Here is a 24,320-nt window from a genome sequence, read left to right as displayed (position 1 = left end):
GTCGGGGGCAGCGCGGGTCAGGGGCCGCGCGGGGTCAGGGGGCGTCCGCGGGTGGTCCGCGCGTCGTGCGTGGGGATGGGACGTCCGAGGTGGCGGGACGGTTCCCCGGCGGCGACGCGGGAGGTCGCTCCGCGACGGGCGCCGCGACCAGGTCGGCGAGGAGCGCGGCCAGGCGCGCACGCCCGCGGGAGCACCGCGACTTCACCGTGCCGACGGCGCAGCCGAGCACCTCGGCGGCCTCGGCGACGCCGTACCCCTCCATGTCGACGAGCACCAGCGCGGCCCGCTGCTCCGGCGGCAGGGTGGCCAGCGCCGCGAGCACCCGCTCGCGGGTCTCGGCGTCGGTGGCGGCGCGCTCCGGGTCGGTCGTGGGCGTCGGGGCGCCGACCACCCCGCCCCGGGACGCCTGCTCGTCGAGGTCGTCGGGCAGCGGGTCGGCCGCGCGGACCTTGCGGGCGCGGAGCCGGTCGAGGCAGGCGTTGACGACGACCCGGTGCAGCCACGTCGTGACCGCGGAGTCGCCGCGGAAGGTCCCCGCCCGCCGGTACGCCGCCACGAGGCCGTCCTGCAGGCCGTCCGCCGCGTCCTCGGGGTTGCCCGTCGTGCGCAGCGCCACCGCCCACAGGCGGTCGCGGTGGCGGGCGAGGAGCAGGCCGAACGCGTCGGGGTCACCCGCGACGTGGGCGCGCAGGAGGGCGTGGTCGTCGGGGCCCTCCGGGCTGGCGCTCACCCGAGGACCCGCACCTCGGCGACCTCGGCGCGGAAGCCGCCCTCGACGGTCGGGAGGGCGGTGAACCAGAGCGTCAGGTAGCGGCCGGAGCCGCCCTCGACCGCGAGCGAGGCCCGCTGGGCGAGGTCGGCGCCGGTGGCGACGGGCTCGAGGTCCTCGACGTCGTCGACCGCGTCGTCACCCAGGTAGACCGCCACGGCGGCCCCGGAGCCGGCGAGGTCCAGCTGCACCTCGCGCACCTCACGGCTCTCGCCGAGGTCGAGCTGGAGACCCACGCCGGTCTTGAGGCCGCCGGGACCGAGCTGCTGGAAGTAGCGCTCGCTCGTCCACGAGGTGCCGGCGTCGCCGTCGAGCACGTTGGCGACCTGGTTCTCGCGCTCCTCGCCGTCGCCCTGGGGGTCGATCGAGGTCGCGGTCAGCCCGGTCAGCGGCTCGGGCGCGGCAGCCGGCGCGCTCGAGGAGGACCCCGACGACGCCTCGTCGGAGCCGCCGCCACCGCCGTCGTCGGAGGGGCCGACGAACTGGTAGAGGATCGCCACGACGAGCAGCAGCGCCACCAGCGCACCGAGGAACCCGGCGAGCTGCAGCCACGAGCGCCCCGGGGCGGTGCGCTTGCGGGCGCCGGGGTCGCGGACGGGATGCGGCAGCACGGCGCCGGTGGTGTGGCCGGTCGCCCACGGCCAGAACTCCTCCGAGACCGGCGGCGGACCCGCCTCCTGGGCGCGGCGGCGGGCCTCGATCTGCTCGGGCGTCTCCGGCGCGAACAGCGGCCGCTCGGGGTGCGGCTCGAAGTCCGGCGGGGGCGGCGGCGGCTCGGCGCGCTTGGCCAGCCAGGACACGTCGCCCGACTCGCCCTCCTCACCCTCGTGGAAGATCGGGACGCCCGCCTGCGTGGGCACGTCCAGGGACTGCGCCGCGCGCACGTTCGGGCGCCCCGCCGGACGTTCCCCCGACGCGCCCTCCCCGGAGGGGCGCTCGGAGTCCGCGGCGTCCGCCGCGTCGGCCGGCACCGCCGCCCGCTCCGCCGTCGAGGTGGCTCCCTCGTCGTCGTGCTGGGCGGTCACCGGCCCGGGTGCGGGTACGGCGGGGGTCGCAGCCGTCGTACCGCTCACGGCGGAGGAGGCGAGGCCCGGCTGCGCCTTCGCCACGTGGGCGGGCGTGGCGGAGGTGGCGGAGGAGGTGGCGGCGGGAGCGGCGGCGGTGGGAGCGCCGAGCGGGTCGGCGGCGGGGCCGGTCAGCGGGTCGGCCAGGGGGTCGCCGGTCGGAGCCGCGGGGACGGCCGCGCCGGGCCGCACCGCGGTGGCGCCGTTGCGGGCGTCGTGGGGCAGCACCGGGGGCAGCGGGGTCAGCAGCGTGGGGGACACGGCCGGGATGGCTCCGGTCGCCACGGTGCCGCGCTCGGCCTCGGCGGCCGCCATGCCGGCGGGGTCCCCGACGTACTCGCGGAGGTAGTCGGCGATGCCGCGGGCGGTGGTCAGGTCGTACGGCGCGCGCGGCGGGTCCGGGGCGTTGAGGACGTCGTCGCACAGCTCGTCGAGCACCCGCGGGATGCCGGCGCGCACCTGCCGCGGGCGCAGCACGGCGTGGCCGTCAAGGGGGGCGGCGGGCATCTCCGAGGGGGAGCGGCCCGGCCAGCGGCCCGTCAGGCCGGCGTAGAGGAGGCTGACGATCTCGTGCACGTCGTCGCGCTCCGTGGCGGGCAGCAGGCCCTTCAGCGCGGCGTCGACCTGGGCGCCGACGACGCGCACCGAGCCCGAGAGGTCGACGAGCACGTTCTCGGGGGCGAGGCGGCCGTGGGTGACGCCGACGGCGTGGGCGGCGGCCATGGCGCCGGCGACCTCGCCGACCATCCAGGCCGCGCGGCGGGGGGCCAGCGGCGCGTGCTGGAGCATCAGCAGCAGGGAGGTGCCGGTCCCCCACTCCGTGACGACGTACGTCATCCCCGCCTTGACCTCGGCGTCCAGCACGCGCAGGAAGCGGCGGTCGGTCAGGCGGGCGCAGCCGCGGGCGGCCTCGAGCAGGGTCGCGGCGCGCGGGGTGCCGGCGGGGCTGACGAACACCGCGACGTGGCGGGCGAGCACGCGGTCGTGCGCGCGCCAGAAGCGTCCGTCGCCGGTCTCGCCGAGCAGGTCGATGAGCAGGTAGCGGTCGGCGAGCACGTCACCGGGCCGGATCGTCGGCACCCGCGAACCTCCTCACCCGTCGGTCTCGTCATCGGCTCCGGCCATCGTAGGACGCCGGTCGAGCGCGCGTGCGGTCAGCGTCGGACCCGTCGTACGACGGTGCTCACCACGTCGTTCACCTCGCGCACCCGCAGCAGGCGGGCGAGCAGCAGGACGACCGCGAGGTAGAGCAGCCCGACCGCGGCGAGGAGCCCACCGGCGGCCAGCTTGCCCGGCTCGTCGGGGAGCAGGTCGAGGGCCTGGAGGCGCACCACCCAGGCGACCGCGGAGCCGATCACGACGGCGACCATCAGACGGGCGAGGAAGCCCAGCGTCCGGCCCGTGTGCAGGCCGCCGAGCGTGCGCGACAGCACGACGTACGACAGCGCGGCGCCCACCGCGTACGCGGTGCCGTAGGCGAGGACCAGCGCGGGTGCGGTGTCGTAGAGGTTCGCGCGCCGCACCAGCAGCACCGCCATCCCGATGTTCACGGCGGCGATGACGCACTGGATGAAGAACACCCGCCGGGTCTGCTCGAGGGCGTAGAAGCCGCGCAGCATCAGGTAGTGGATCGTGAAGAGCACCAGTGCCGGGGCGAAGAGCACGAGCGACGGCACGATGACGCCGAAGGTCTCGCGCGCGGCGCCGTAGCCCCAGATGATGTTGGCCAGCTCGTCGGCGCTGACCACGACGAAGGCAAGGGTGGGTACGACGAACGCCAGGGCCGTGCGCAGGGTCTGGGCGATCGTCGTGCCCATGGCGGCGAGATCGTGGTTCGCGGCCGCCGCGGAGAGGCGGGGCAGGATCGCGGTCGTCAGCGAGACCGTCACGACCGAGTGCGGCACCATCATGATGAGGAAGGCCTGGGAGTAGACGGTGTAGCCCGTGCCCACCTCCTCGTTCAGCGCGCCGCCGGCGGCACCGGAGGAGGCCAGGCGCACGACGACGGTGTAGGCGACCTGGTTGACGATGACGAAACCGATCGTCCAGACGGCGAGCTTGAGCGTCCGCCCGAGGCCGGTGCCCAGGAAGTCGAAGCGCGGACGCAGCGAGACGCCGGCCTTGCGCAGGTAGGGCACGAGGATGGCGAGCTGGGCAACGATCCCGAGCGTCGATCCCAGGCCCAGGAGCAGCTCCTGGCCGGCGGTGAAGGCGCTGTCCTGCTCGGAGCGGGCGACGGGCCCGAAGACCAGCAGGTAGATCGTCAGTACGGCCACGGAGATGACGTTGTTGGCGATCGGCGCCCACATCATCGGACCGAAGCGCCGCCGGGAGTTCAGGATCTGCCCGACGAGCACGAACATGCCGTAGAAGAAGACCTGGGGCAGGCAGTAGCGGGCGAAGTCGATCGCCGACTCCCGCTGCGCGGCCAGCTCGGGGGCGTCGAAGGCGTCGTCCAGGTAGATCGACATCACCCAGGGCGCCGCGATCACCAGCAGCACGGTGACGGTGCCCAGGAAGAGCACCGAGAGGGTGACGATGCGGTTGATGTACGCCTCGCCCCCGTCGTCGTCGTTCTTCATCGCCCGCACCAGCTGCGGCACCAGCACGGCGTTGAAGACGCCGCCCGCGAGCAGGATGTAGACCATGTTCGGGATCGTGTTGCCGATCGTGAACAGCTCGGCGTGCAGCTCGAGACCCAGGGCAGCGACGAGCAGGATGCCCCGCACGTAGCCGGACAGGCGGGACACGATGGTGCCCGCCGCCATCACCGCGCTGGAGCCGAGCACGCCCGCGTCGACGGAGCGCTCGGCGGCCCGCTCGCCGGCACGCTTGCCGCCGCCCCCCGCGCCCGCCTCCCGGTCGGCCTCGCGATCGGCCTCCCTGTCGGCCTCGCGGTCGGCGGCGCGGGCCTCGGCCCGCGGGTCGCCGACGGCGCCGAGGTCGCCGAGCGCGAGCTCGCCCGTGGCGGCGTCACCCGACAGGGGCGCGCCGACCGCGGCCGGTCCCGGGGCCCGGTGCTTGCCGCCCGACGGGGGCTCGGCCGGGTCCTCGACGGGCGCCGCGGGCAGGGCGTGACCGCTGTCGGGCAGCCAGAGGGCCGGGCGCTCGCGGGTCTCGTCGAGCCCGGACCCGTCGTCCTCCCACCCGTCGGGCCAGCGCGGGGCGCCGTGGTCGGACCCGTGGGGGGACCGGGGGTCCTGCGGTGAGCTCACGCGGTGCTACCCGTCCGTTCGTCCGCCGGCTCCGCCGCGGGGGCGGCGGGCTCGGGTGTCTCGTCGGCGGCGAGGCGCCGCGCCGCTGCGCGCCGGCGGCGCACGAACAGGTAGGAGGTGCCCACCAGGAGCACGAAGGCGACGACGATGACGATCCAGATCACGTCGCTCACCGCCGTGGAGCGCAGCGGCACGGTCGTCGACGCTCCGAGCGGCACGCCCTCGGCGTCCGTCACGCGCACCTGCGCGTCGAAGACGCCGATGTAGTCCAGCGTCGCGGACAGCAGCACCGTCGCGGTCCCGCCGGGCGGCAGCTCGACCGGGCCGGACTCCTCGAGGGTCACGGAGTCGCCCTCGGCGCCCCGCAGCTCGACGACCACCGGCTGCTCGAGGCCGTTGACGACCCGCACGCTGAAGCGCCCCGACTCCGACGCCAGGGTCACCGAGGGCGGACCCTCGACGGTGACCTCGCCGAGGAGCGACTCGATCTGCGTGACGGCCGCCTGGGTGCTCTCGCGGGTGCGGGCCACGTCGTTGCGGTGCGCGTAGGACAGCAGCACGGCCGCCTCGCGCTCCACCTGGCCGCGCACGGCGTCCGTGTCCGGCAGGATCTCGTCGAGGCGGGCGCCGCGCACCAGGAGGTGCTGCCCGCGGTCGAAGACGTCGGCGGGCAGCGTCTCGGCGCCCGCGTCGGTCACGACGTCCTCGGGCTGCGCCGTGGGCAGGTCGCCCGACGCGAGCTCGCTCAGCGGCACCGCCTGGAGCCACCCGGTGCCGAGCCCCGCGGTGGGGGAGGCCGACGCCCCCGGGTCCCACGCGGAGGGCAGCACGACGACGGGCGGCTGGTACGACGCGGCGTCGGGGCCGAGCGCCCCCACCGCGGCATCGGCGAGGAGGCGCTGGCGCACGGCGAGGCCCGACGTGCGGGCCGCGGCGGCCTCCGCCGCCCCGGCGGCGGACGTCTCCCCGTCACCGTCACCGGCCCCGTCACCGGCCCCGTCGGTCGGGTCGTCGCTCGCCCCGCCCGCCCCGCCGGCGGTCGCGACCGCCTCGGAGCCGTCGGCCGAGCCGTCGGTGACGACGAGGGTGCGCCCGCCGAGGTCGAGGACGGGGGCACCGCCCACTCGCGGCTCCTCGTCGTCGGCGGGGAGGTGGTCGTCGCCCACGAGGACGACGGCGTCGTCCTCCAGCACGTCGAGGTCCTGCTGCGCCACGCCCTCGCCCTCGGGCGCGACGGCGGGCACACCGCTCAGCTCGAACCGCTCGAGGGCCTCCTCGGCGAGCAGCCGGGCCCGCGCGTAGGCCTGGGGGCGGTGCTCGGCGGCGCCGGCGAGGTCGGTGTCGCCGTACGGGAGGACCAGCAGCTCGCCCGACCGCAGCAGCGCGAGCACGTCGTCCAGCCAGGCGGCGGCGTCGCTGGCGAGGTCGTCGTCCGCCCCGGCCGCGTCGTCGGCGCCCTCCCCGCTCCCGTCGCCGCCGTCGTCCCCACCGTCGGTGGTCGCGCCGTCCTCCGGCTCGCGGGCGACGGGCGGGGCCAGCGTGCGCTCCGGGTTGCCCCGGGCGAGGCGCTGCGCCACGTCGAGCACCGCGGGGTCGACCAGCCAGGTCACCGGGGCGGAGCCGGGCTGCCCGACGGCGTCGACGACGTGGCGCAGGCGCCCGTCGTCGCCCAGCAGCTCCTCCCAGCGCTCGGGGTCCGCGACCGACCCGTCGGCGGCGTAGCGCACCGCCTCGCGGATCGGCACGACGACCGAGGCCTGCACGCCCGGCGGTGTCGCGGGCGGGGCGGGCAGCAGCGGGAGGAGGACCCGGTCCTTGCCCTCCGCGTTGCCGCTGCGGCCCTCGTCGGTCGCGCCGAGCGCGTGCACGCCGAGCCAGTAGACGCCCGGCTCGTCCGCGACCGGCAGCGCCTCGCGGGGCAGCACGACCGTGAACGGCCGCGTCTGGCCGGGCTCGAGGGTGGTGATGGAGTCGTCGAAGACGCCCTCGGTGGTGATGCGGTTGCCGATGAAGTCGTCGACGTCGCTCGCCGCCGCGTCCGCCACCTCCTCGGCGTCCGTCAGCGGCTCGGTCGAGGTCAGCGGGTAGATGCGCACGTCGCGCCACTCGTCGTCGGAGGTGTTGGTGACGGTGCCGGTGGCCGTCACCACGCCCGCGGTCGCGGTGGTCAGCACCTCGGGGCTCACGTCGAGCAGGCGCACGTCGAGGGCCTCACCGTCGCCCGCGGCGGCGAGCGACGCCGTACCGGGGGCCGACGGGGACGCGCCCGGCGCGGGTACGGCGGACCCCGCCGCCGCGGGCGCCGTCGGGCCGAGCAGCACGAGGGCGAGGAGCGTGACGACCCCGGTCGCCGCGGCCCGCAGGCGCGCGGAGGGGCCCGCGGGCGGGGGCGACGTCGGACGCCCGGGAGCCGGGGGTCGCGCGGCGCGCGGGGGAGACGCGACCGGCTCGAGCATGGCGACGACTCTAGGACAGGCGCGGGCAACTAGAGTGGTCCGTCGTGTCCACCGAGCCCACGAGCCCCGCCGCCACCCCGTCCGAGGGCGGCGAGCAGCTGTCGATGGTGCAGGTGCAGCAGCGCGTCACCGCGGAGCTGGAGCGCATCGGCGCCGTGGTCGACGAGCTGGGTGAGCGCTTCGTCACGGCCGGCCACCAGCTGCACCTCGTGGGCGGGCCCGTGCGCGACGCGATGCTCGGGCGGCTCCAGGACGACCTCGACTTCACCACCTCCGCGACGCCCGACGAGGTGGAGCGGCTCGTCAAGGGCTGGGCCGACGCGGTATGGGACATCGGTCGCGCCTTCGGCACCATCGGCTGCCGCAAGGGCGGCTGGACGATCGAGATCACGACGTACCGCTCCGAGGCCTACAGCCCCGACTCCCGCAAGCCCGAGGTGGCCTACGGCACCGACCTGGGCGGCGACCTCGGCCGGCGCGACTTCACGGTCAACGCGATGGCCGTCTCCATCCCGGACCGGCGCTTCGAGGACCCGTTCGGCGGCATCGTCGACCTCGCCCACCGGGTGCTGCGCACGCCGGGGCGCCCCGAGGACTCCTTCTCCGACGACCCGCTGCGGATGATGCGCGCGGCCCGCTTCGCCGCCCAGCTCGGCTTCGACGTCGCGCCCGAGGTCGTGGAGGCGATGACCGCGATGGCGGAGCGCATCGACGTGATCTCCGCCGAGCGTGTGCGCGACGAGCTCGTGAAGCTGGTGTGCGCGCCGTACCCCCGCCTCGGGCTCGCGCTGCTGGTCGACACCGGGCTGGCCGCGCGGGTGCTGCCCGAGCTGCCGGCGCTGCGCCTCGAGCGCGACGAGCACCACCGGCACAAGGACGTCTACGAGCACTCGCTGACGGTGCTCGAGCAGGCGATGGACCTGGAGCCCCGGCTGGCCGGCGAGGACGGCGCGGGGGTGCCCGACTTCGTCGTGCGCTTCGCCGCGCTGATCCACGACATCGGCAAGCCGCGCACCCGCCGCTTCGTCGACGGCGGCACCGTCACGTTCCACCACCACGACGTCGTCGGCGCCAAGATGGCGCGCAAGCGCATGAAGGCCCTGCGGTTCTCCGGCGACGAGATCGACGCCGTCGCCAAGCTCGTCGAGCTGCACCTGCGCTTCCACGGCTACGGCGACGGCGAGTGGACCGACTCCGCCGTCCGCCGTTACGTCCGCGACGCCGGCGACCAGCTCGAGCGGCTGCACATCCTCACCCGGGCCGACTGCACGACGCGCAACAAGCGCAAGGCCGACCGGCTGCGCCGCACGTACGACGACCTCGAGCGCCGCATCGCCGTGCTGGCCGAGCAGGAGGAGCTCGACTCGATCCGGCCCGACCTCGACGGCAACCGGATCATGGAGGTGCTGGGCATCGGCCCCGGCCGCGAGGTCGGCGAGGCCTACCGGTTCCTGCTCGAGCTGCGCATGGACGAGGGCCCCCAGGAGGCAGAGGTCGCCGAGGCGGCGCTGCGCGCCTGGTGGGCGGGGCGGCAGGGCTGAGGTTTCCCCGCCTAGGCGGGGAAACCTGTGGTCTACGGCCAATGCCTGGGCCGTAGAGCACATGGTTCGACCGTGGAGCGTCGCCGGAGCGCACCACCCTTGTCTTGTTGACGCGCGTTCAGTAGCGTGCGCCGGGAGCCTGACCACCCGGCGTACCCCCGCGCGCCCGCGCGCCCGGCGTGCGCCGCCGACGAGCGGAGCCCCCGTGACCCAGCAGCAGTCCACCTCGACCGAGCTCGAGGCCACGACCGACATCGACGCCAGCCCCGCCCAGGTCTGGGCGCTCGTCTCCGACCTGCCCCGCATGGCGGAGTGGAGCCCGCAGGTCGTGCGCACCTTCGTGCCCGGCGGCGTCCGCCTCGGGGCGACGATGGTCAACCTCAACCACCGCGGGCTGCTCGTGTGGCCCACGCGTGCGAAGGTCGTGCGCTTCGACCCGCAGCGCGAGATCGCCTTCCGGGTCGCGGAGAACCGCACCATCTGGTCCTACCGCCTCGTCCCCCACGAGGGCGGCACCCGCCTGGTGCACCGCCGCGAGACCCCGGACGGCATCTCGAATCTCTCCATCGGCCTCACCAACCGCGTGCTCGGCGGCGTGCCCCAGTTCACCGAGGAGCTGCGCACCGGCATGGCGCGCACCCTGGCCGCCATCAAGAAGGAGGCCGAGCGCGCCTGACGCGCCGCCCGGCTCCCGCCCGACCCGCTCCACCCGCCTGCCCGGCACGCGCCTGAGGTGATCGCGTGCCGGGCAGGCCCGTGATCGGGCAGAGTTGCCCCCATGAGAAGCGAACTCTTCGCGCAGGACAACCTGCCCAAGCAGAGCAACGAGCGGTTCCTGCTGCAGAACTCCCAGACCCTGCGGGTGGGCCTCGGCCCGGACGTCCTGGCGGCGAAGGGCTCGATGATCGCCTACCAGGGCAACGTCAGCTTCGACCACGAGGGCGCGGGCAGCATCGGCAAGCTCGCGAAGAAGGTGCTCACCAGCGAGAACCTCGCCCTCATGCGCGTCTCGGGCCAGGGCGTCGTCTACTTCGCCGAGCAGGCCGGCTACGTCAACCTCATGCACCTCGAGAACGAGGGCATCTCGATCAACGCCCGCAACCTGCTCGCGTTCGACGCGACGCTGCAGTGGGACATCAACCGCACCAAGGGCGCGGGCATGATGGGCGCCGGCCTCTTCAACACCACGATCGGCGGCACCGGCACGGTCGCGATCAACGCGGTCGGCCTCGTCACCGTCCTCGACTGCTCCCAGGGACCCGTGTACGTCGACTCCGACGCCGCGGTCTGCTGGTCGGCCAACCTCGAGCCCGGCGTGAAGAACAGCATGAACGCCCGCTCGATGCTGCGCGGCGGCACGGGCGAGGCGCTGCAGTACGTCTTCCACGGCCCGGGCTTCGTCGTGGTCCAGGCCTTCGAGTGGTCGCCGGTCCCCACCTCCTGACGCACCCGCACCCGGGCACCCGGGTGCGCAGACGCGACGAGCGCCCCGTGGGTCCGACCCACGGGGCGCTCGTCGTACGGCGGGTGATCCGCCTGACGGCGGCGGCGGCGGTTTCGACTCGCGGTCGCGACCTCGTCCCTCGCTCGCGCGCTCGCTCAACCTGATCCACCGACGCCGGCAGCTCACGCTGCCGGCTGGCGGATCACTCCTCGCCGCGGATGAAGGCCTCGACGCGGCGACGGCCCTCGTCGTCCGGCAGCTGCACCGGCGGGGACTTCATGAGGTACGACGACGCGGAGATGATCGGGCCGCCGATGCCGCGGTCCTTGGCGATCTTCGCGGCGCGGATGGCGTCGATGATGATGCCGGCCGAGTTCGGCGAGTCCCACACCTCGAGCTTGTACTCCAGGTTGATGGGGGCGTCACCGAAGGCGCGACCCTCGAGGCGGACGTACGCCCACTTGCGGTCGTCGAGCCACGCGACGTAGTCCGACGGGCCGATGTGCACGTTCTTGTCGTGCACCTTGCCCGAGAGCGAACCGGTGAGGTTCGAGGTGACGGCCTGCGTCTTGCTGACCTTCTTCGACTCCAGGCGCTCGCGCTCGAGCATGTTCTTGAAGTCCATGTTGCCGCCGACGTTGAGCTGGTACGTGCGGTCCAGCGTGACGCCGCGGTCCTCGAACAGCTTCGCCATCACGCGGTGGGTGATGGTGGCGCCGACCTGGCTCTTGATGTCGTCGCCGACGATCGGGACGCCCGCGACCTTGAACTTCTCGGCCCACTCGGGGTCGGAGGCGATGAAGACGGGGAGGGCGTTGACGAAGGCCACGCCGGCGTCGATCGCGCACTGGGCGTAGAACTTGTCGGCCTGCTCCGAGCCCACGGGGAGGTAGGAGACGAGGACGTCGGCGCCGGTGTCCTTGAGGACCTGCACGACGTCGACCGGCTCGGCGTCCGACTCCTCGATGGTCTCGCGGTAGTACTTGCCGAGACCGTCGAACGTCGGGCCGCGCTGCACGGTGACGCCGGTGGGCGGCACGTCGCAGATCTTGATCGTGTTGTTCTCGCTGGCCTGGGTGGCCTCGGCGAGGTCGAAGCCGACCTTCTTGGCGTCCACGTCGAACGCGGCCACGAACTCCACGTCGGCGACGTGGTAGTCACCGAAGACGACGTGCATGAGCCCCGGCACGGCGCCGGAGGGGTCGGCGTCCTTGTAGTACTCGACGCCCTGGACGAGCGACGTCGCGCAGTTTCCGACGCCGACGATCGCTACTCGAACCGAACCCATGGGGCTCTCCTTACTGATCTTCCTGAATGGACAGGTCTGTGGGTGGTGGGATCACATCGGGACGTGCACGAGCCGCTCAGGCCGTGCTCGGCTGGTCGCCCGGAGGTGCGTCGTCGGCGGGGCGGCCCCGCTCGGCGTCGATCAGGTCCGACAGCCAGCGGACCTCGCGCTCGACCGACTCGACCCCGTGGCGCTGCAGCTCCACGGCGTACCGGTCGACCTCCTTCTGCGTGCGGCTGAGGTCGGACTGGACACGGTCCAGCCGCTCCTGCAGCCGCGTACGGCGCCCCTCCAGCACGCGCAGGCGGATCTCCATGTCCGTGCGGCTGAAGAAGGCGAAGCGGATGTCGAACGTGTCGTCCTCCCAGGCCGCCGGCCCGGAGTCGGACATCATCCGCTTGAACTCGAGCTTCCCGTCCTCGGTGACCTCGTAGACGATGCGCGGCCGCCGGGTGACCGGGGTCGTCGACACCGTCGTCTCGGTGATGAGGCCCGCGCGCAGCAAGCGCTTGAGGGCGGGGTAGAGCGATCCGTACGACAGCAGGCGTCCCCAGCCCAGCATGAGGTTGAGGCGCTTGCGCAGCTCGTAGCCGTGCATGGGTGCCTCGTGCAGCAGTCCGAGGACTGCTAGCTCGATGGTCTCCGCGCGACGTGCCACGCGATCTATCGTAGCGATATATCCGGGTAAGTGAACCCCCGGTGTGCCGGCGACGTCCGTCACGTGTCGCGCAGTGGCCCCAGCGGGCGGTCGCGGGCGCCCGCCGTACCGGTTCCGGGGCTGCTGTGGCGGCGGGTGCGTACCCTGGGTCAGGTTTGCCCGGTGCCCCCGCACCGGCCCCCCCACCTGCAGGAGGCCCCCCAGATGGCTGGAAAGCGTCGCGCGGACGGCACCGCGGCCACCCGGGACCGCGGCGCCGGACGCGCCTCGAGGTCCGGTGAACCGAAGGTCAAGCGCGCCTGGTGGAAGCGCGCGCTGCTGTGGGCGACCACGATCGGACTGGCCCTCGCGCTCATCGGCGTCGGCACGTTCGTGGTGGCCTACCAGACCACGGAGATCCCCGACCCGAACGAGGACTTCCAGACCCAGACGACCAAGATCTACTACACCGGCGGCGGTGCCGAGATCGGGTCGTTCGCGACGCAGAACCGCGAGTCGGTGCCCTTCGACGACATGTCGGAGTACATGCGCGACGCGGTCGTCGCGGCGGAGGACCGCTCCTTCTGGACGAACCGCGGCATCGACCCCAAGGGCATCCTGCGCGCCGCGTTCTCCAACGCCTCCGGCGGCTCGACGCAGGGCGCGTCCACGATCACGCAGCAGTACGTGAAGATCCTCTACCTCAGCCAGGAGCGCACCCTCAGCCGCAAGGCCAAGGAGGCGATCCTCTCGCTGAAGATCCAGCGGCAGCTGAGCAAGGAGGAGGTGCTCGAGGGCTACCTCAACACCATCTACTTCGGCCGCGGCGCGTACGGCGTGCAGGCGGCGGCCCGCGCGTTCTTCGGGCCCGAGGCCAACGCGAACAACCTGACGCTGCAGCAGGCGGCGGTGCTCGCCTCCGTCATCAACAACCCGACGGCCTTCGACCCGGCCAACGGCCCGGAGGCCGAGGAGCGCCTGCTCGGCCGCTACCGCTACGTGCTCGACGGCATGGCCGAGGAGGGCGAGGTCGACCGGGCCGAGGCCGACGCGGCCGCCGAGGCGCTGCCGCCGTTCCCGGAGGGCGAGCAGTCGGACTCGTACGGCGGCGAGAAGGGCCACATGCTCCGCCTCGTGCGCGACGAGCTCGTCGAGCTCGGGTTCACCGAGGACGAGATCGACGGCGGGGGCCTGCGTGTCGAGACCACGTTCTCCGGCAGCGCGATGAAGGCGGCCCGCGAGGGCGTGGCCGAGGAGTTCCCCGAGGGCTTCTCCAACGAGGAGCTCCACGTCGGCGTCGCGATGGTCGAGCCCAGCACGGGCGCGCTGCGCGGGTTCTACGCCGGCCAGGACTACCTGCAGTCCGAGATCAACTGGGCGGCCTCGCTGGTGCAGCCGGGCTCCACGTTCAAGGCCTTCGCGGTCGCCGCGGCGCTGGAGTACGGCTTCTCCCTGCGCGACACCTTCGACGGCAACTCGCCGTACGAGACCCCGGACGGCAGCGAGGTGGAGAACCAGGGCGACCAGGACTACGGCAGCGCCGTCAGCCTGCGCACGGCCACCCAGAACTCGATCAACACCGCCTTCGTCGACCTCACCGAGCAGATGGAGGACGGGCCCGGCCTCATCCTCGACGCCGCCGGGCGCCTCGGCATCCCGGGCAACGGGGGCAGCGAGTACGGCATCCCGCGCACCTCGCGCGGCCTCGACACCAACCTCGGCGTCTCGCTGGGCTCGGGCGACGTCAGCCCGATCAACATGGCCTCGGCCTACGCGACGATCGCCAACGACGGCGTGCAGCAGGACGTGCACGTCGTGCAGAAGGTGACGGACCGCTTCGGCGCCGTGAAGTACGAGTGGGAGTCCGACCCGCAGCGCGCGATCTCCTCCGACGTCGCGGCCGACACCTCCTACGCCCTGCAGCAGGTCGTGCAGGACGGCTCGGGCACCGCGGCCCGCGCGCTGGGCCGCCCGGCCGCCGCCAAGACCGGCACGGCGACCAACGACCGCGGCGAGGTCTCCTCCTCGTGGTTCGTCGGCTACACCCCGCAGCTGGCGACGGCGGTGGCCTACACCCGCGGCACCGGTCGCGAGCAGCTGCAGGACTGGCTGCCGGAGTACTTCGGCGGCGCCTTCCCGGCCCGCACCTGGACCGAGGTCATGGACCGCGCGCTCGGCGACTCCGAGGAGCTCGACTTCCCGGAGCCGGCGTTCCTCGACGGCGACGTCGACTCCGACTCCGGCGAGTCCAGCTCGGGCGGTGGCGGCGGCAACGGCGGCGGCTCCGGCTCCGGCGGTGGCGGCGGTGGCGGCGGTGGCGGCGGCGGCAACGACGACGACGACGCGACCTCCGCGCCGTCGACGAGCGCCCCGCCGGCCACCACGGCTCCCCCGGCACCCCCGCCGGTCGAGGAGACGCCGGTCGAGCCCTCGCCGCCGGTGGACCCGCCGGTCGAGCCGCCGGTCGACCCGTCACCCACTGCTCCGGCGCCCACCACGGGTGGCGGTCAGGGCGGCGGTCAGGGCGGCGCCGGCCAGGGCCGCGGTGGCGGCAACGGCGGCGGCACCGGCCCTCCGTGACGGACCGCACGGGGCGGTGACGCGGCGGTGAGGAGCGTCGCCGTACCCACGCAGGAGGACCCGGCCCTCGCCTCCCTCAGCGAGGTCGTCGGCGGGCCCGTCGGCGTCCACGCGCGGGCGACACGCTGGGTGCCCCTCGCGGTCGCGGCGGCGCTCGCCGCCCTGTCCGTCGTGCTCGGGCTGGTCGCGCGTGCGGACTGCCCCGCCCCCGGGTGGTCAGGCTCCGGCGCGACCTGGACCGAGGCGTCCTGCTTCTCCGACCTGCCCGACGCGTACGTCGCGGGCGGCGCCGCGGAGGGGGTGGCGCCGTACGACGAGCGGGTCGGGGACGTCGACGACGGGGCCCGCCACGCGGCCGACGCCGACCACGCGCTCGTGGGCGCGACGTACCTCCGCGGCGTGCTCGGCGCGCTCGTCGCTCCTGGCGACACGACGGTGACGGACCAGCGCGGGCTGGTGCCGACCGCCGACCTGGCGCGCGACGAGGACGTGCGCGGGGAGGCCGGCCGGGTGCTGCTGCCGGGGGCGGTGCTCGTGGGGCTCGCGGCCCTGGTGCTCGTGGTGGCGGTCGCACGCCACCGGACCGAGCGCCCCTGGGACGGGGTGCTCGTCGCCGCGGCGCCACTCCTGCTCGTCGCCGGGCTCGCCGACGTGGACCTCGTCGGCGTGGCCCTGGCCGTGGGCGGCCTCGTCGCCGCCGGGCGCGGCCGGCCGCTGGTCGCCGGTGCGCTGCTGGGGCTGGGGCTGACGGTGACCTGGTCGGCCGGGCTCGTGCTGCTCGCCGTCGTGGCCGCGGGGGTACGGCGCGGCGCCGCCACCGCCGCCCTGCGCGCCGGGGGTGCGGCCGCGCTGGTGTGGCTGGCCGTGACCCTGAGCGCGGCCGTGACCGGCCCCGACGCCTGGCGGACGGGCTGGGTGGAGACCCTCGTCGGCGCCGCGACGCCCGGCTCGCTGCGCCACGCCGTCGAGCAGACCGCCGGCCGCGAGCTGCCGGCGTACGTGCCCGTCGCCCTCGTGGTGCTCGTGCTGTGGACCGCGGCCGTGCTGCTCATCGAGCGCCGCGCGCCGCGCCCCGCGCGTCCCGAGCAGGTGGCGCTGGTGCTCGTGGCCGTCGCCGTCGCGCTCCTCGGTGCCGGCCCGGCCTCGGCCCTGGCGGTGCTGCCGCTCGCCGTGCTGGCCCGGCCGCGGCTCGGGCCCCTGCTGGCGTGGCAGGCCGTCGAGCTCGTCCACGCGCTGGTGCTGTGGTGGACGGTGGCCGGCTACCTCGACTCGGGCTCGGAGCCGGCCGCGGGGCCGCTGCTCGTGCTCGGCCTGGTGCGCGTCGGCGCGCTGCTCGCGCTCGCCGGGCTCGTGGTGCGCGACGTGGTCATGCCGTCGTACGACGTGCTGGCCCCCGCCCGGCCGCGGTCGAGGACCGGGGCAGCGACCGGGGCAGCGACCGTCAGGAGATGACGACGTCGTCGAACGACGTGGTCGTGTAGCGCACGCGGACGTCGACGGGGTCGCCCACCGCGGGCACGTGGGCGCCGGCGGGCACGAACAGCATCGAGGCCTGCATGTGCGGCGGCTCGGCGAAGAGGCGCTGCTTGCCGTCGATCGAGAACGGGGAGCGGACGAAGCCGACCGCGTCGAGGCCGCCGCGGGCCAGCGTCGCCGCGCGCGAGCGCAGCGACAGGTCGCCGCTGGGCGCCTCGAGGCCGATCCCGTGCGCGGTGCCGCCCGAGACGACGAGGATCGTGCCCGGCTTCGGTGCGGAGCGGCCGCGGTAGCCGAACACCTCGCCCCGCTCGACGGGGTGGACGTCGAGCACGGTGGAGGTCACGCGCAGCGCGCTGCGGTCGCCGAGCCACAGGCCGGTGCCGGTGCGCGGGCGGAAGGTGTAGTCCGGGTACGACGTGGCGAGCTCGCCCTGCTCGGCCTCCGAGAGGTGGCTGACCCAGACGGTCGTGGTCGCCAGGTCGGCGGCGACGACGTCGGTCATGAGGCGGCGCACCTCGCCCAGGTGCGAGCCCTGCGCGAGCGGCAGGTGCAGGGCGACGCCGCGCAGCTGCTCGCGCATCCCGCCGCGGGCGGCGAGCAGGGCCCCGGCCGCGCGGAGGTCGCGGGCGGAGAGGCCGTGGCGCAGCATCGAGGTGGCGCGCTCCAGCACGAAGCGGGCGTCGGGGTCGCGCGCGAGCAGCGCCTCGAGGTCCTCCACGCGGCTGACCGTGTGGACGACGCGGCGCGTCAGCGGGCTGCCCGGCGCCAGGTCGAGGGCGGCGCCGAAGGGGCGCCACGGGGTGAGCACGAGCAGCGAGCCGTCGAAGCGGTTCGCGACCTCGCCGAGCTCGTCGTACGTGCCCACGGCCAGCGTGTCGACGCCCAGCCAGGCGGCCTTGCGGGCCAGCCGGCCGAGGCCGAAGCCGTAGCCGTTGCCCTTGGCGACGGGCACGAGGCCCGGGTGGCGCTCCGCGTAGTCGCGCAGGTGCGAGCGCCAGCGCTCGCCGTCGACGGTCAGGACCAGACTCATGGTTCCTCCTCAGCCCCGGCGCCGCATGTAGAGGTCGAACGCTCGGTAGAGCAGGCGGTTGACCGGGAGGTCCCACTCGCCGGCGTACTCCACCGCCTCGCCCCCGGTGCCCACCTTGAACTGGATGAGCCCGACGTGGGCGTCGTCGGTGTCGAGGGTCTCGGTGATGCCGCGCAGGTCGTAGACGTCGCAGCCCGCCGCGAGCGCGGCCCGCACCATGGCCCACTGCACGGCGTTGGAGCCGCGGACCTCGCGCTTCTCGGTGGAGGAGGCGCCGTAGGAGTACCAGTAGTGCGCGCCCACCCGGATGGCGATGGTCGCGGCGACCAGGTCGCCCTCGTGGTGGGCGAGGAAGAACGTGAAGCGGTCGGGGGCCTCGGCGTTGAGCGCGTCGCGCATGGTGCGGAAGTAGGCGAGCGGCCGGGGCGTGAAGTGGTCGCGCTCGGCGGTGTGGAGGTAGAGCGCGTGGAACGCCTCGAGCGCCGCGTCGTCGGTCGCGGTCGTGACCTCGACGCCGGCCTTGTCGGCCTTCTTGATGTTGCGGCGCCACAGCTGGTTCATGCCGGCCAGCACGTCGGCCTCGGTGCGGGCCTCGCCGTCGGCGGTGCGCAGCGGCACCTGGAAGTTGAACGCGGGCTGGCCCGCGGAGAAGCCGCCCTCGGCGGAGAGCCGCTGCCAGCCCAGCTCGAGCAGCTGCGAGACCACCGTCGCGCCGCCGGGCTCGCGCTGCGTGGGCGGCAGGGCGCCGAGGCGGGTCACGGACTCGTCGGCGATGCCGCCCTTGACGGTCGCGGTGTCCCAGCGGTTCACGACGACGGGCGGGCCGATGCGGATGCCGAACGCGCCCTGACCGCGCAGGTGGCGCGTCAGGGGGGTGAGCCAGCCGGCGAGGTCGCCGTCGTCGTACGTGATGACGGGGCCCTCGGGCAGGTAGGCCAGGTACCGCTTCAGCTTGGGCACCTGCCGGTAGAGCACCAGCGCCGCGCCGACGAGGGCGTCGCCGTCGAACCACCCGACCGACTCGTGGCGCCACTCGGCCTTCACCGCACCCCACGCGGGGGTCTGCAGGAAGCTCGCGGAGCGGCGGGTGGCGAGGAACGCCCGGTGCTCGTCGGCCGCGATGGTGCGCACGGCCAGCGGTCCCCGGGGCGACTCCGGCAGGTGCTCCGGGCGGGGGTCCGGGCGGGAGGAGGGAGTCGTCGTCACGGGGGCGAGGCTACCGGTCGACGGGCGGTGCGCCGGGTGGGCCGGGGGCCCGAGCGGTCCCCCGTGACGCTCGGGTCCCCGGCCGGACGAGTGGTGCCCGCCTCGCGGCGTGGGCAAACCCGGACGGGGACGGGAGGGGGCGGGTGGCGGCGTGCGGGGGCGTGCGGGGGCTCAGGCCGGGATGCGCTCGCGCAGCCAGGCGAAGTCGGCGACGTGGGCGTCCGCGCCGCCGGGGGTCTCGCACACGACCGGGGCGCCGGCGTCGCGCACGACGGCGGCGAGCAGGCCGGGGTCGATGCGGCCCGCGCCGAAGTTGGCGTGGCGGTCGGCGCCGGAGTCGAAGTCGTCGCGGGAGTCGTTGGCGTGCACCAGGTCGATGCGCCCGGTGATGGCCAGGACGTCGGCCACGACCGTCTCGAGCGCGTTGCCGCCCGCGTGGGCGTGGCAGGTGTCGAGGCAGAAGCCGACGCGGTCGGCGCCCTCGGCGGCGCCGATCGCGTCCCACACCCCGCGGATGCGGTCGAGGTAGCGCGTCATGGCGTTGTCGCCGCCGGCCGTGTTCTCGATGAGCAGCGGCACCTTGAGGTCGGTGGCCTCGACCGCCTTGCGCCAGTTGTCGAAGCCCTTCGCGGGGTCGTCGTCCTTGCCGACGTGGCCCCCGTGGACGACGAGGCCCAGCGCGCCGATCTCGGCCGCCGCGTCGACGTGCTGCTGCAGCAGCTTGCGGCTGGGGATGCGGATGCGGTTGTTCGTCGTCGCCACGTTCACGACGTACGGCGCGTGCACGTAGATGCCGACCCCCGCCTCCTCCGCGGCCGCCTTGAGCGCGGAGGCGCCCCCGGCGTACGCCACGACGGGGCCCTTGTAGCTCTGCGGGTCGCCGAGGAACATCTGCACGACCGGCGCCTGCCGGGCCTGCGCCTCGGCGATCGGGTCCGCCTGGTCCACGTGGGCGCCGATGACGAGGTCGGTCGGGTGCGGGCTCATGCCCGCCATCGTAGGGACGGGCACCGACCGACCGGGCGGGTCCCTCAGAGCAGCTCGGCGTCGATCCCGCGGGCGCGGATGAGGCGCAGCGTCTTCTCGTCCCCGCCCATGACGGTGACCGACCGGAGACCGGGGAGCCGGTCGAGGTCGTCCCACCGGGCCACGTCGAACGCCCCGTCCTCGCCGTCCCACTGCGGCGCGACCTGCAGGTAGATCTCGTTGCCCCCGTCCATGGAGATCTCGTCCACCTGGGCGAGCAGCTCCTCGGGGATCTCGAGCGCGGCGAAGTGGGCGAGCACCTCCGGGATGGGCCCGTACCCCTCCGTGACGAGGTCGATCTCCCGCTCGCAGGTGTCGACGAAGTCGTCGACGACGAACCGGGGGGTCAGCAGCCCCTTCTCGTACATGAGGACCTGCACGACCGCGAGCTTGAGGTTGAGGTCGGCGAAGCCCACGACGGCGGGCGGCGTGGGGGCGGCGGGGGTCGCAGGGGCCGCGGGAGCAGCCTGCTTCTTCCCGGCGGCACGCCTGCGCGGCACCTTCTGCTCGACGATCACCTCGCGCACGTGCTGGTCGGGTCCGGGCTCGGAGCGGTGCACCATCACGTAGCCGGTGCCGAAGTCGCGGTTCGGGAACGTCGAGCCCCGGGGCCCGAACTCCTCGCCGAACGGCACCCCCTCGATGCGCACCTCCCGCTCGACCGTGTCGACGGAGAACGCCAGCTTCTCGGCGTGCACCTCGTCCTTCGTCCCGGCCCTGACGCCTGCGTCATCCCAGATCCAGGAGCCGCGGTTGCGCTTCGACGGCGGGATGGCGAAGGGCTCGCCGGGCAGGATCTCCGCCAGGTCGGCGAGGAGGACGGGGTAGGCGAACAGCCGGCCGTCGATCTCGACGCCGTCGAGGCGGATGTCGACGTGGCGGGCGGGCACGGTGGTCTCGTCGGTCACGGGCCGGGTCCTGCCCCCGGCGGGCCGGGCCCAATCCCACCGCCCGTGGATCCAGGCCCCCGTGGAGGGATTTCGGCGCCGGGGCACGGCGCTGCTATCTTCAGGGGTCTTTCGTCCGCCCCGACCGACGGGGTACGGCGAGGACACCCACCCACCGCTGCCGGCGTCGTACCCGTGCGAGCCGGCGAGGGGGTGGACGCAGAGCCCTCCTGCCACGGAGAGACCGTGGTCGCCTAGTCCAGAGGAGGTGGAGACCGCTGTGCGTGCATACGAAGTGATGGTCATCCTCGACCCCAGCCTCGAGGAGCGGACGGTCGCCCCGTCGCTCGACAAGTACCTCGAGAACGTCGTCCGCAAGGACGGCGGCACCGTCGAGAACGTCGACGTGTGGGGCCGGCGTCGCCTGGCCTACGAGATCAAGAAGAACGCCGAGGGCATCTACGTCGTCATCAGCCTCCAGGCTGAGCCGGCGACGGTGAAGGAGCTCGACCGTCAGCTCGGTCTGAACGAGTCGATCCTCCGGACCAAGGTCATCCGCCCCGACATCCGCGGCTGAGCGTCCTTCCACAACCGTGGAACCGGGGGTCGCGCCGCAACGCCGCCACAGGCGACGATGAGGCAGGACCCCGGCGCTAGGCCCCGCGACACCGCAGGGCGGCCCGACGGGCTGAGACTTCACGAGGAGACCTGACATGGCAGGCGAGACCGTCATCACCGTGGTCGGCAACATGGTCGACGACCCGGAGCTGCGCTTCACCCCTTCGGGTGCGGCCGTGGCGAACTTCCGGATCGCGTCGACGCCGCGCACGTTCAACCGCCAGACCAACGACTGGGAGGACGGCGAGGCGCTGTTCCTCTCGTGCTCGGTGTGGCGCCAGGCGGCGGAGAACGTCGCCGAGTCGCTGCAGCGCGGCATGCGTGTCGTCGTCCAGGGTCGCCTGAAGGCGCGGAGCTACGAGACCCGTGAGGGCGAGAAGCGCACCGTCTTCGAGATCGAGGTCGAGGAGGTCGGGCCGTCGCTGAAGTTCGCGACCGCCAAGGTCGCCCGCGCCACCCGCTCCGGCGGTGGCGGTGGTGGCGGCTTCGGTGGGGGCGGCAACAGCGGTGGCGGTGCTACCGGCGGTGGCGGCGGCGGCTTCGACCAGGGCGGGCCGCAGCGCTCGTCCGGTCCGGCCTCCGACGACCCGTGGGCCTCGCCCGCGCCCTCGCAGGGTGGCGGCTCGCGCGGCGGCCAGTCGGCCGACCCGTGGGGTGCCCCCGGCGTCGGTGGCGACGAGCCCCCGTTCTGAGCCTGAGCCTCGGCCCACCCAACGGCGGTCCTCGGGACCGTCTGACAAACCTGTTCCACCATCCCATTCCGGCCTCGGCCGGGCTCTGACTAGAGGAGCACCACAATGGCGAAGCCAGTCATCCGCAAGCCCAAGAAGAAGCAGAACCCCCTCAAGGCTGCGGGCGTCACGTACATCGACTACAAGGACGTCAACCTGCTGCGGAAGTTCATCTCCGACCGCGGCAAGATCCGGGCGCGCCGCGTCACGGGTGTCAGCGTCCAGGAGCAGCGCAAGATCGCCATGGCGATCAAGAACGCCCGCGAGGTCGCCCTGCTGCCGTACTCGTCGGCCGGTCGCTGAGAAGGAGAGTCGGAAACAACATGAAGCTCATCCTGACCCAGGAAGTCGACGGTCTCGGCGCTGCCGGTGACGTCGTCGACGTGAAGCCGGGCTACGGCCGCAACTACCTCGTGCCCCGCGGTGTCGCCATCGCGTGGACGCGCGGTGCGGAGAAGACCGTCGAGTCCATCAAGGCGGCCCGCGCCTCCCGTGCCGTGCGCGACCAGGCGCACGCCGAGGAGATCAAGGGCAAGCTCGAGGGCACCACGGTGGACGTCAAGGTCCGCTCCGGCCAGGGCGGCCGCCTCTTCGGCGCCGTCACGGTCGCCGAGATCGCCGACGCCATCAAGGGCACGACGGGCGAGCCCGTCGACAAGCGCACGATCGTGGTCACCAACCCGATCAAGTCGCTCGGCGCCCACGCCGTGTCGGTCAAGCTCCACGACGACGTCTCCGCCGCCGTGTCGCTGAACGTGCAGTCCGCCTGACGAGTCCCCTCGTCACCGGCTCCGGACGGGCCGTCCTCCTGCGGGAGGGCGGCCCGTTCCGCGTCTGCGGGGGCTGGCCTTGGGGCGCCCGGGCGCCGGTAGTCCCTGACGTTTCCGACGCCTGGACCGGCGTGTCGTGTCGAAAACGTCAGGGACTACGGGCGGGGCGGGATCAGCGCGCCGGTGCTCCGGTGACCATCCACGCGTCGGTGCGGGCGCGCCGTACCAGCACGACGCCGCGGGCGCCCATGAACACGAACCCCAGCGCCGCCCACGTCACCACGAGGTGCGCCGCCACGTGCGCGAGCACGAGGACGACCGGGGCGTAGACCGCGAGCACGACGACGCCGCCCCACGCGAGGTAGCGCCCGTCGCCGGCGCCGATGAGGACGCCGTCGAGCACGAACACGACCCCGGCCAGCGGCTGGCCGACGGCGATGACGAGCAGGACGGGCACGAGCAGGTCCTGCACCCCGGTGTCGGGGGTGAAGAGCGCGCCCAGCCACGGGCTGGATGCCGCGAGCAGCACGCCGGTGACGACGCCGCTGCCGATGCCCCACTGCACCATCCGGCGGGTGGTGGCGCGGGTGTCCTCGAGGTCGCCGGCACCCAGCGAGCGCCCCGTGAGCGCCTGGGCGGCGATGGCGATCGCGTCGAGCACGAACGCGAGGAACGTCCAGAGGGTGAAGGCGAGCTGGTGGGTCGCGAGCGTGACGGCGCTGCCGGAGCCCTGGGCGGCGGCCAGCGTCGCGGCGTACGTCGTCACGAGCAGCGCGGCGCGCAGGGTGAGGGTGCGCACGACGAGGGGTACGCCGGAGCGCCCGGCCGCGCGGATCCCCGGCAGGTCGGGGCCCAGGGGGGCGCCGTGGCGCCGGGCGCCCCGGGCGACGACCGCGGTGAGGACCGCTGCGCTCGCGAGCTGGGCGAGGACGGAGCCGATGGCGGAGCCGGCGACGCCGAGGGCGGGGACGGGCCCGGCGCCGTACACGAGGAGCAGGTTGAGGGCGACGTTGAGCCCGTTGCCGAGGACGGCGACGACGAGGGGGGTGCGCACGTCCTGCAGCCCGCGGAGCACGCCGGTCGCGGCGAGCATGACGAGCAGGGGTGCGGCGCCGAGCAGGGAGATCCGCAGGTACGTCGTCGCGTGGTCGGTGACCTCGGCCCCGGCGCCGAAGAGCCCGACGAGCGGGCCCGCCAGCGGGATGCCGACGACGGTGACGACGACGCCGATGGCGACGGCGAGCCAGATGCCGTCGATGCCCTGGGCCAGGGCGCGGCGCAGGTCGCCGGCCCCGAGGTGGCGGGCGACCGCCGCGGTGGTGCCGTAGGCGAGGAAGACGCAGACGCCGACGAAGGTCTGCAGGACGACCGAGGCGATGCCGACGCCGGCGAGCTCCGCGGTGCCCACGTGGCCGACGATCGCGGCGTCGGAGAGCAGGAAGAGCGGCTCGGTGACGAGGGCCAGGAACGCGGGGACGGCGAGGCGGAGGATCTCGCGATCGCGGGGGCCGAGCACCGTCCGCACTCTAGTGCTCGGGACAAGATTCGACGGTTCGGTGGACACCGCGGCCCCGATGCT

Annotated in this window: 20 protein-coding genes; 9 read left to right on the top strand and 11 right to left on the bottom strand. The window is 74.3% G+C overall.

Features of this window, described 5'->3' with window-relative positions; all coding sequences use genetic code 11:
• Window positions 1-34: 34 nt before the first annotated feature.
• The 4 genes from sigM to ACOACO_RS02580 form a co-directional block, all read right to left on the bottom strand.
• Window positions 35-730: an RNA polymerase sigma factor SigM gene (gene sigM, locus ACOACO_RS02595; RefSeq protein ID WP_420294698.1), complete on the bottom strand. Its 696-nt coding sequence runs from the start codon at window positions 728-730 to the stop codon at window positions 35-37.
• Window positions 727-2,913, bottom strand: coding sequence for a hypothetical protein (locus ACOACO_RS02590; RefSeq protein ID WP_420294697.1), 2,187 nt, complete (start codon window positions 2,911-2,913; stop codon window positions 727-729). Before ACOACO_RS02590 ends, sigM begins: the two co-directional genes overlap by 4 nt.
• Window positions 2,914-2,987: 74 nt before the next feature.
• Window positions 2,988-5,048, bottom strand: coding sequence for a murein biosynthesis integral membrane protein MurJ (gene murJ, locus ACOACO_RS02585; RefSeq protein WP_420294696.1), 2,061 nt, complete (start codon window positions 5,046-5,048; stop codon window positions 2,988-2,990).
• Entirely contained in the window at window positions 5,045-7,504 is a 2,460-nt protein-coding gene (locus ACOACO_RS02580) for a DUF6049 family protein (protein ID WP_420294695.1), read from the bottom strand. The genes murJ and ACOACO_RS02580 overlap by 4 nt, the downstream gene beginning before the upstream one ends.
• A gap of 104 nt (window positions 7,505-7,608) precedes the next feature.
• On the opposite strand from ACOACO_RS02580, the gene ACOACO_RS02575 reads away from it, so the two are divergent.
• The 3 genes from ACOACO_RS02575 (at window position 7,609) to ACOACO_RS02565 (ending at window position 10,489) form a co-directional block, all read left to right on the top strand.
• Entirely contained in the window at window positions 7,609-9,045 is a 1,437-nt protein-coding gene (locus tag ACOACO_RS02575; RefSeq protein ID WP_420296282.1) for a CCA tRNA nucleotidyltransferase, read from the top strand.
• 205 nt (window positions 9,046-9,250) lie between these two features.
• Window positions 9,251-9,721 (top strand): SRPBCC family protein, encoded by a 471-nt coding sequence (locus tag ACOACO_RS02570; protein WP_420294694.1) that lies wholly within the window; start codon window positions 9,251-9,253, stop codon window positions 9,719-9,721.
• A gap of 102 nt (window positions 9,722-9,823) precedes the next feature.
• Window positions 9,824-10,489, top strand: coding sequence for an AIM24 family protein (locus tag ACOACO_RS02565; protein WP_420294693.1), 666 nt, complete (start codon window positions 9,824-9,826; stop codon window positions 10,487-10,489).
• Between the two features lie 202 nt (window positions 10,490-10,691).
• Here ACOACO_RS02565 and ACOACO_RS02560 read toward each other — a convergent pair whose 3' ends face one another.
• Window positions 10,692-11,777: an inositol-3-phosphate synthase gene (locus ACOACO_RS02560; protein ID WP_420294692.1), complete on the bottom strand. Its 1,086-nt coding sequence runs from the start codon at window positions 11,775-11,777 to the stop codon at window positions 10,692-10,694.
• Window positions 11,778-11,853: 76 nt separating this feature from the next.
• Window positions 11,854-12,435, bottom strand: coding sequence for a PadR family transcriptional regulator (locus tag ACOACO_RS02555; protein WP_420294691.1), 582 nt, complete (start codon window positions 12,433-12,435; stop codon window positions 11,854-11,856).
• Window positions 12,436-12,639: 204 nt separating this feature from the next.
• Here ACOACO_RS02555 and ACOACO_RS02550 point away from each other — a divergent pair, with 204 nt between their 5' ends.
• Window positions 12,640-14,994 (top strand): transglycosylase domain-containing protein, encoded by a 2,355-nt coding sequence (locus ACOACO_RS02550; protein WP_420294690.1) that lies wholly within the window; start codon window positions 12,640-12,642, stop codon window positions 14,992-14,994.
• 27 nt (window positions 14,995-15,021) lie between these two features.
• Window positions 15,022-16,446 (top strand): glycosyltransferase 87 family protein, encoded by a 1,425-nt coding sequence (locus ACOACO_RS02545; protein WP_420294689.1) that lies wholly within the window; start codon window positions 15,022-15,024, stop codon window positions 16,444-16,446.
• Here the strand turns inward: ACOACO_RS02545 and ACOACO_RS02540 are convergent.
• The 4 genes from ACOACO_RS02540 to ACOACO_RS02525 all read right to left on the bottom strand — a co-directional run bounded on the left by ACOACO_RS02540 (window position 16,436) and on the right by ACOACO_RS02525 (window position 20,643).
• Complete coding sequence (locus ACOACO_RS02540; protein ID WP_420294688.1) at window positions 16,436-17,503, bottom strand: alanine racemase; 1,068 nt, start codon at window positions 17,501-17,503, stop codon at window positions 16,436-16,438. The two genes, ACOACO_RS02545 and ACOACO_RS02540, sit on opposite strands and share 11 nt — an antisense overlap.
• 9 nt (window positions 17,504-17,512) lie before the next feature.
• A complete protein-coding gene (locus ACOACO_RS02535) occupies window positions 17,513-18,640 on the bottom strand; it encodes a lipid II:glycine glycyltransferase FemX (RefSeq protein ID WP_420296281.1) in 1,128 nt (375 codons plus the stop codon).
• A gap of 240 nt (window positions 18,641-18,880) precedes the next feature.
• Complete coding sequence (locus ACOACO_RS02530) at window positions 18,881-19,696, bottom strand: deoxyribonuclease IV (RefSeq protein ID WP_420294687.1); 816 nt, start codon at window positions 19,694-19,696, stop codon at window positions 18,881-18,883.
• A 44-nt stretch (window positions 19,697-19,740) separates the two neighbouring features.
• Window positions 19,741-20,643: a DUF6892 domain-containing protein gene (locus ACOACO_RS02525; protein ID WP_420294686.1), complete on the bottom strand. Its 903-nt coding sequence runs from the start codon at window positions 20,641-20,643 to the stop codon at window positions 19,741-19,743.
• Between the two features lie 259 nt (window positions 20,644-20,902).
• On the opposite strand from ACOACO_RS02525, the gene rpsF reads away from it, so the two are divergent.
• From rpsF to rplI, 4 genes are all read left to right on the top strand, one after another.
• On the top strand, window positions 20,903-21,199 hold the full coding sequence (gene rpsF / locus ACOACO_RS02520) for a 30S ribosomal protein S6 (protein ID WP_277500074.1): 297 nt from the start codon (window positions 20,903-20,905) through the stop codon (window positions 21,197-21,199).
• A 136-nt stretch (window positions 21,200-21,335) separates the two neighbouring features.
• A complete protein-coding gene (locus ACOACO_RS02515; protein ID WP_420294685.1) occupies window positions 21,336-21,932 on the top strand; it encodes a single-stranded DNA-binding protein in 597 nt (198 codons plus the stop codon).
• Window positions 21,933-22,037: 105 nt separating this feature from the next.
• Complete coding sequence (gene rpsR, locus ACOACO_RS02510) at window positions 22,038-22,274, top strand: 30S ribosomal protein S18 (RefSeq protein WP_277500077.1); 237 nt, start codon at window positions 22,038-22,040, stop codon at window positions 22,272-22,274.
• A gap of 20 nt (window positions 22,275-22,294) precedes the next feature.
• A complete protein-coding gene (rplI, locus tag ACOACO_RS02505; RefSeq protein WP_420294684.1) occupies window positions 22,295-22,741 on the top strand; it encodes a 50S ribosomal protein L9 in 447 nt (148 codons plus the stop codon).
• Between the two features lie 172 nt (window positions 22,742-22,913).
• Here the strand turns inward: rplI and ACOACO_RS02500 are convergent, their stop codons facing one another.
• Window positions 22,914-24,266 (bottom strand): MATE family efflux transporter, encoded by a 1,353-nt coding sequence (locus ACOACO_RS02500; RefSeq protein WP_420296280.1) that lies wholly within the window; start codon window positions 24,264-24,266, stop codon window positions 22,914-22,916.
• Window positions 24,267-24,320 lie beyond the last annotated feature (54 nt).

This window comes from Nocardioides sp. CPCC 205120 (genome assembly GCF_048654585.1).
Classification (GTDB): domain Bacteria; phylum Actinomycetota; class Actinomycetes; order Propionibacteriales; family Nocardioidaceae; genus Nocardioides.
The sequence above is the reverse complement of the archived record's forward strand: the minus strand, read 5'-3'. Positions and strand labels throughout refer to the sequence as shown.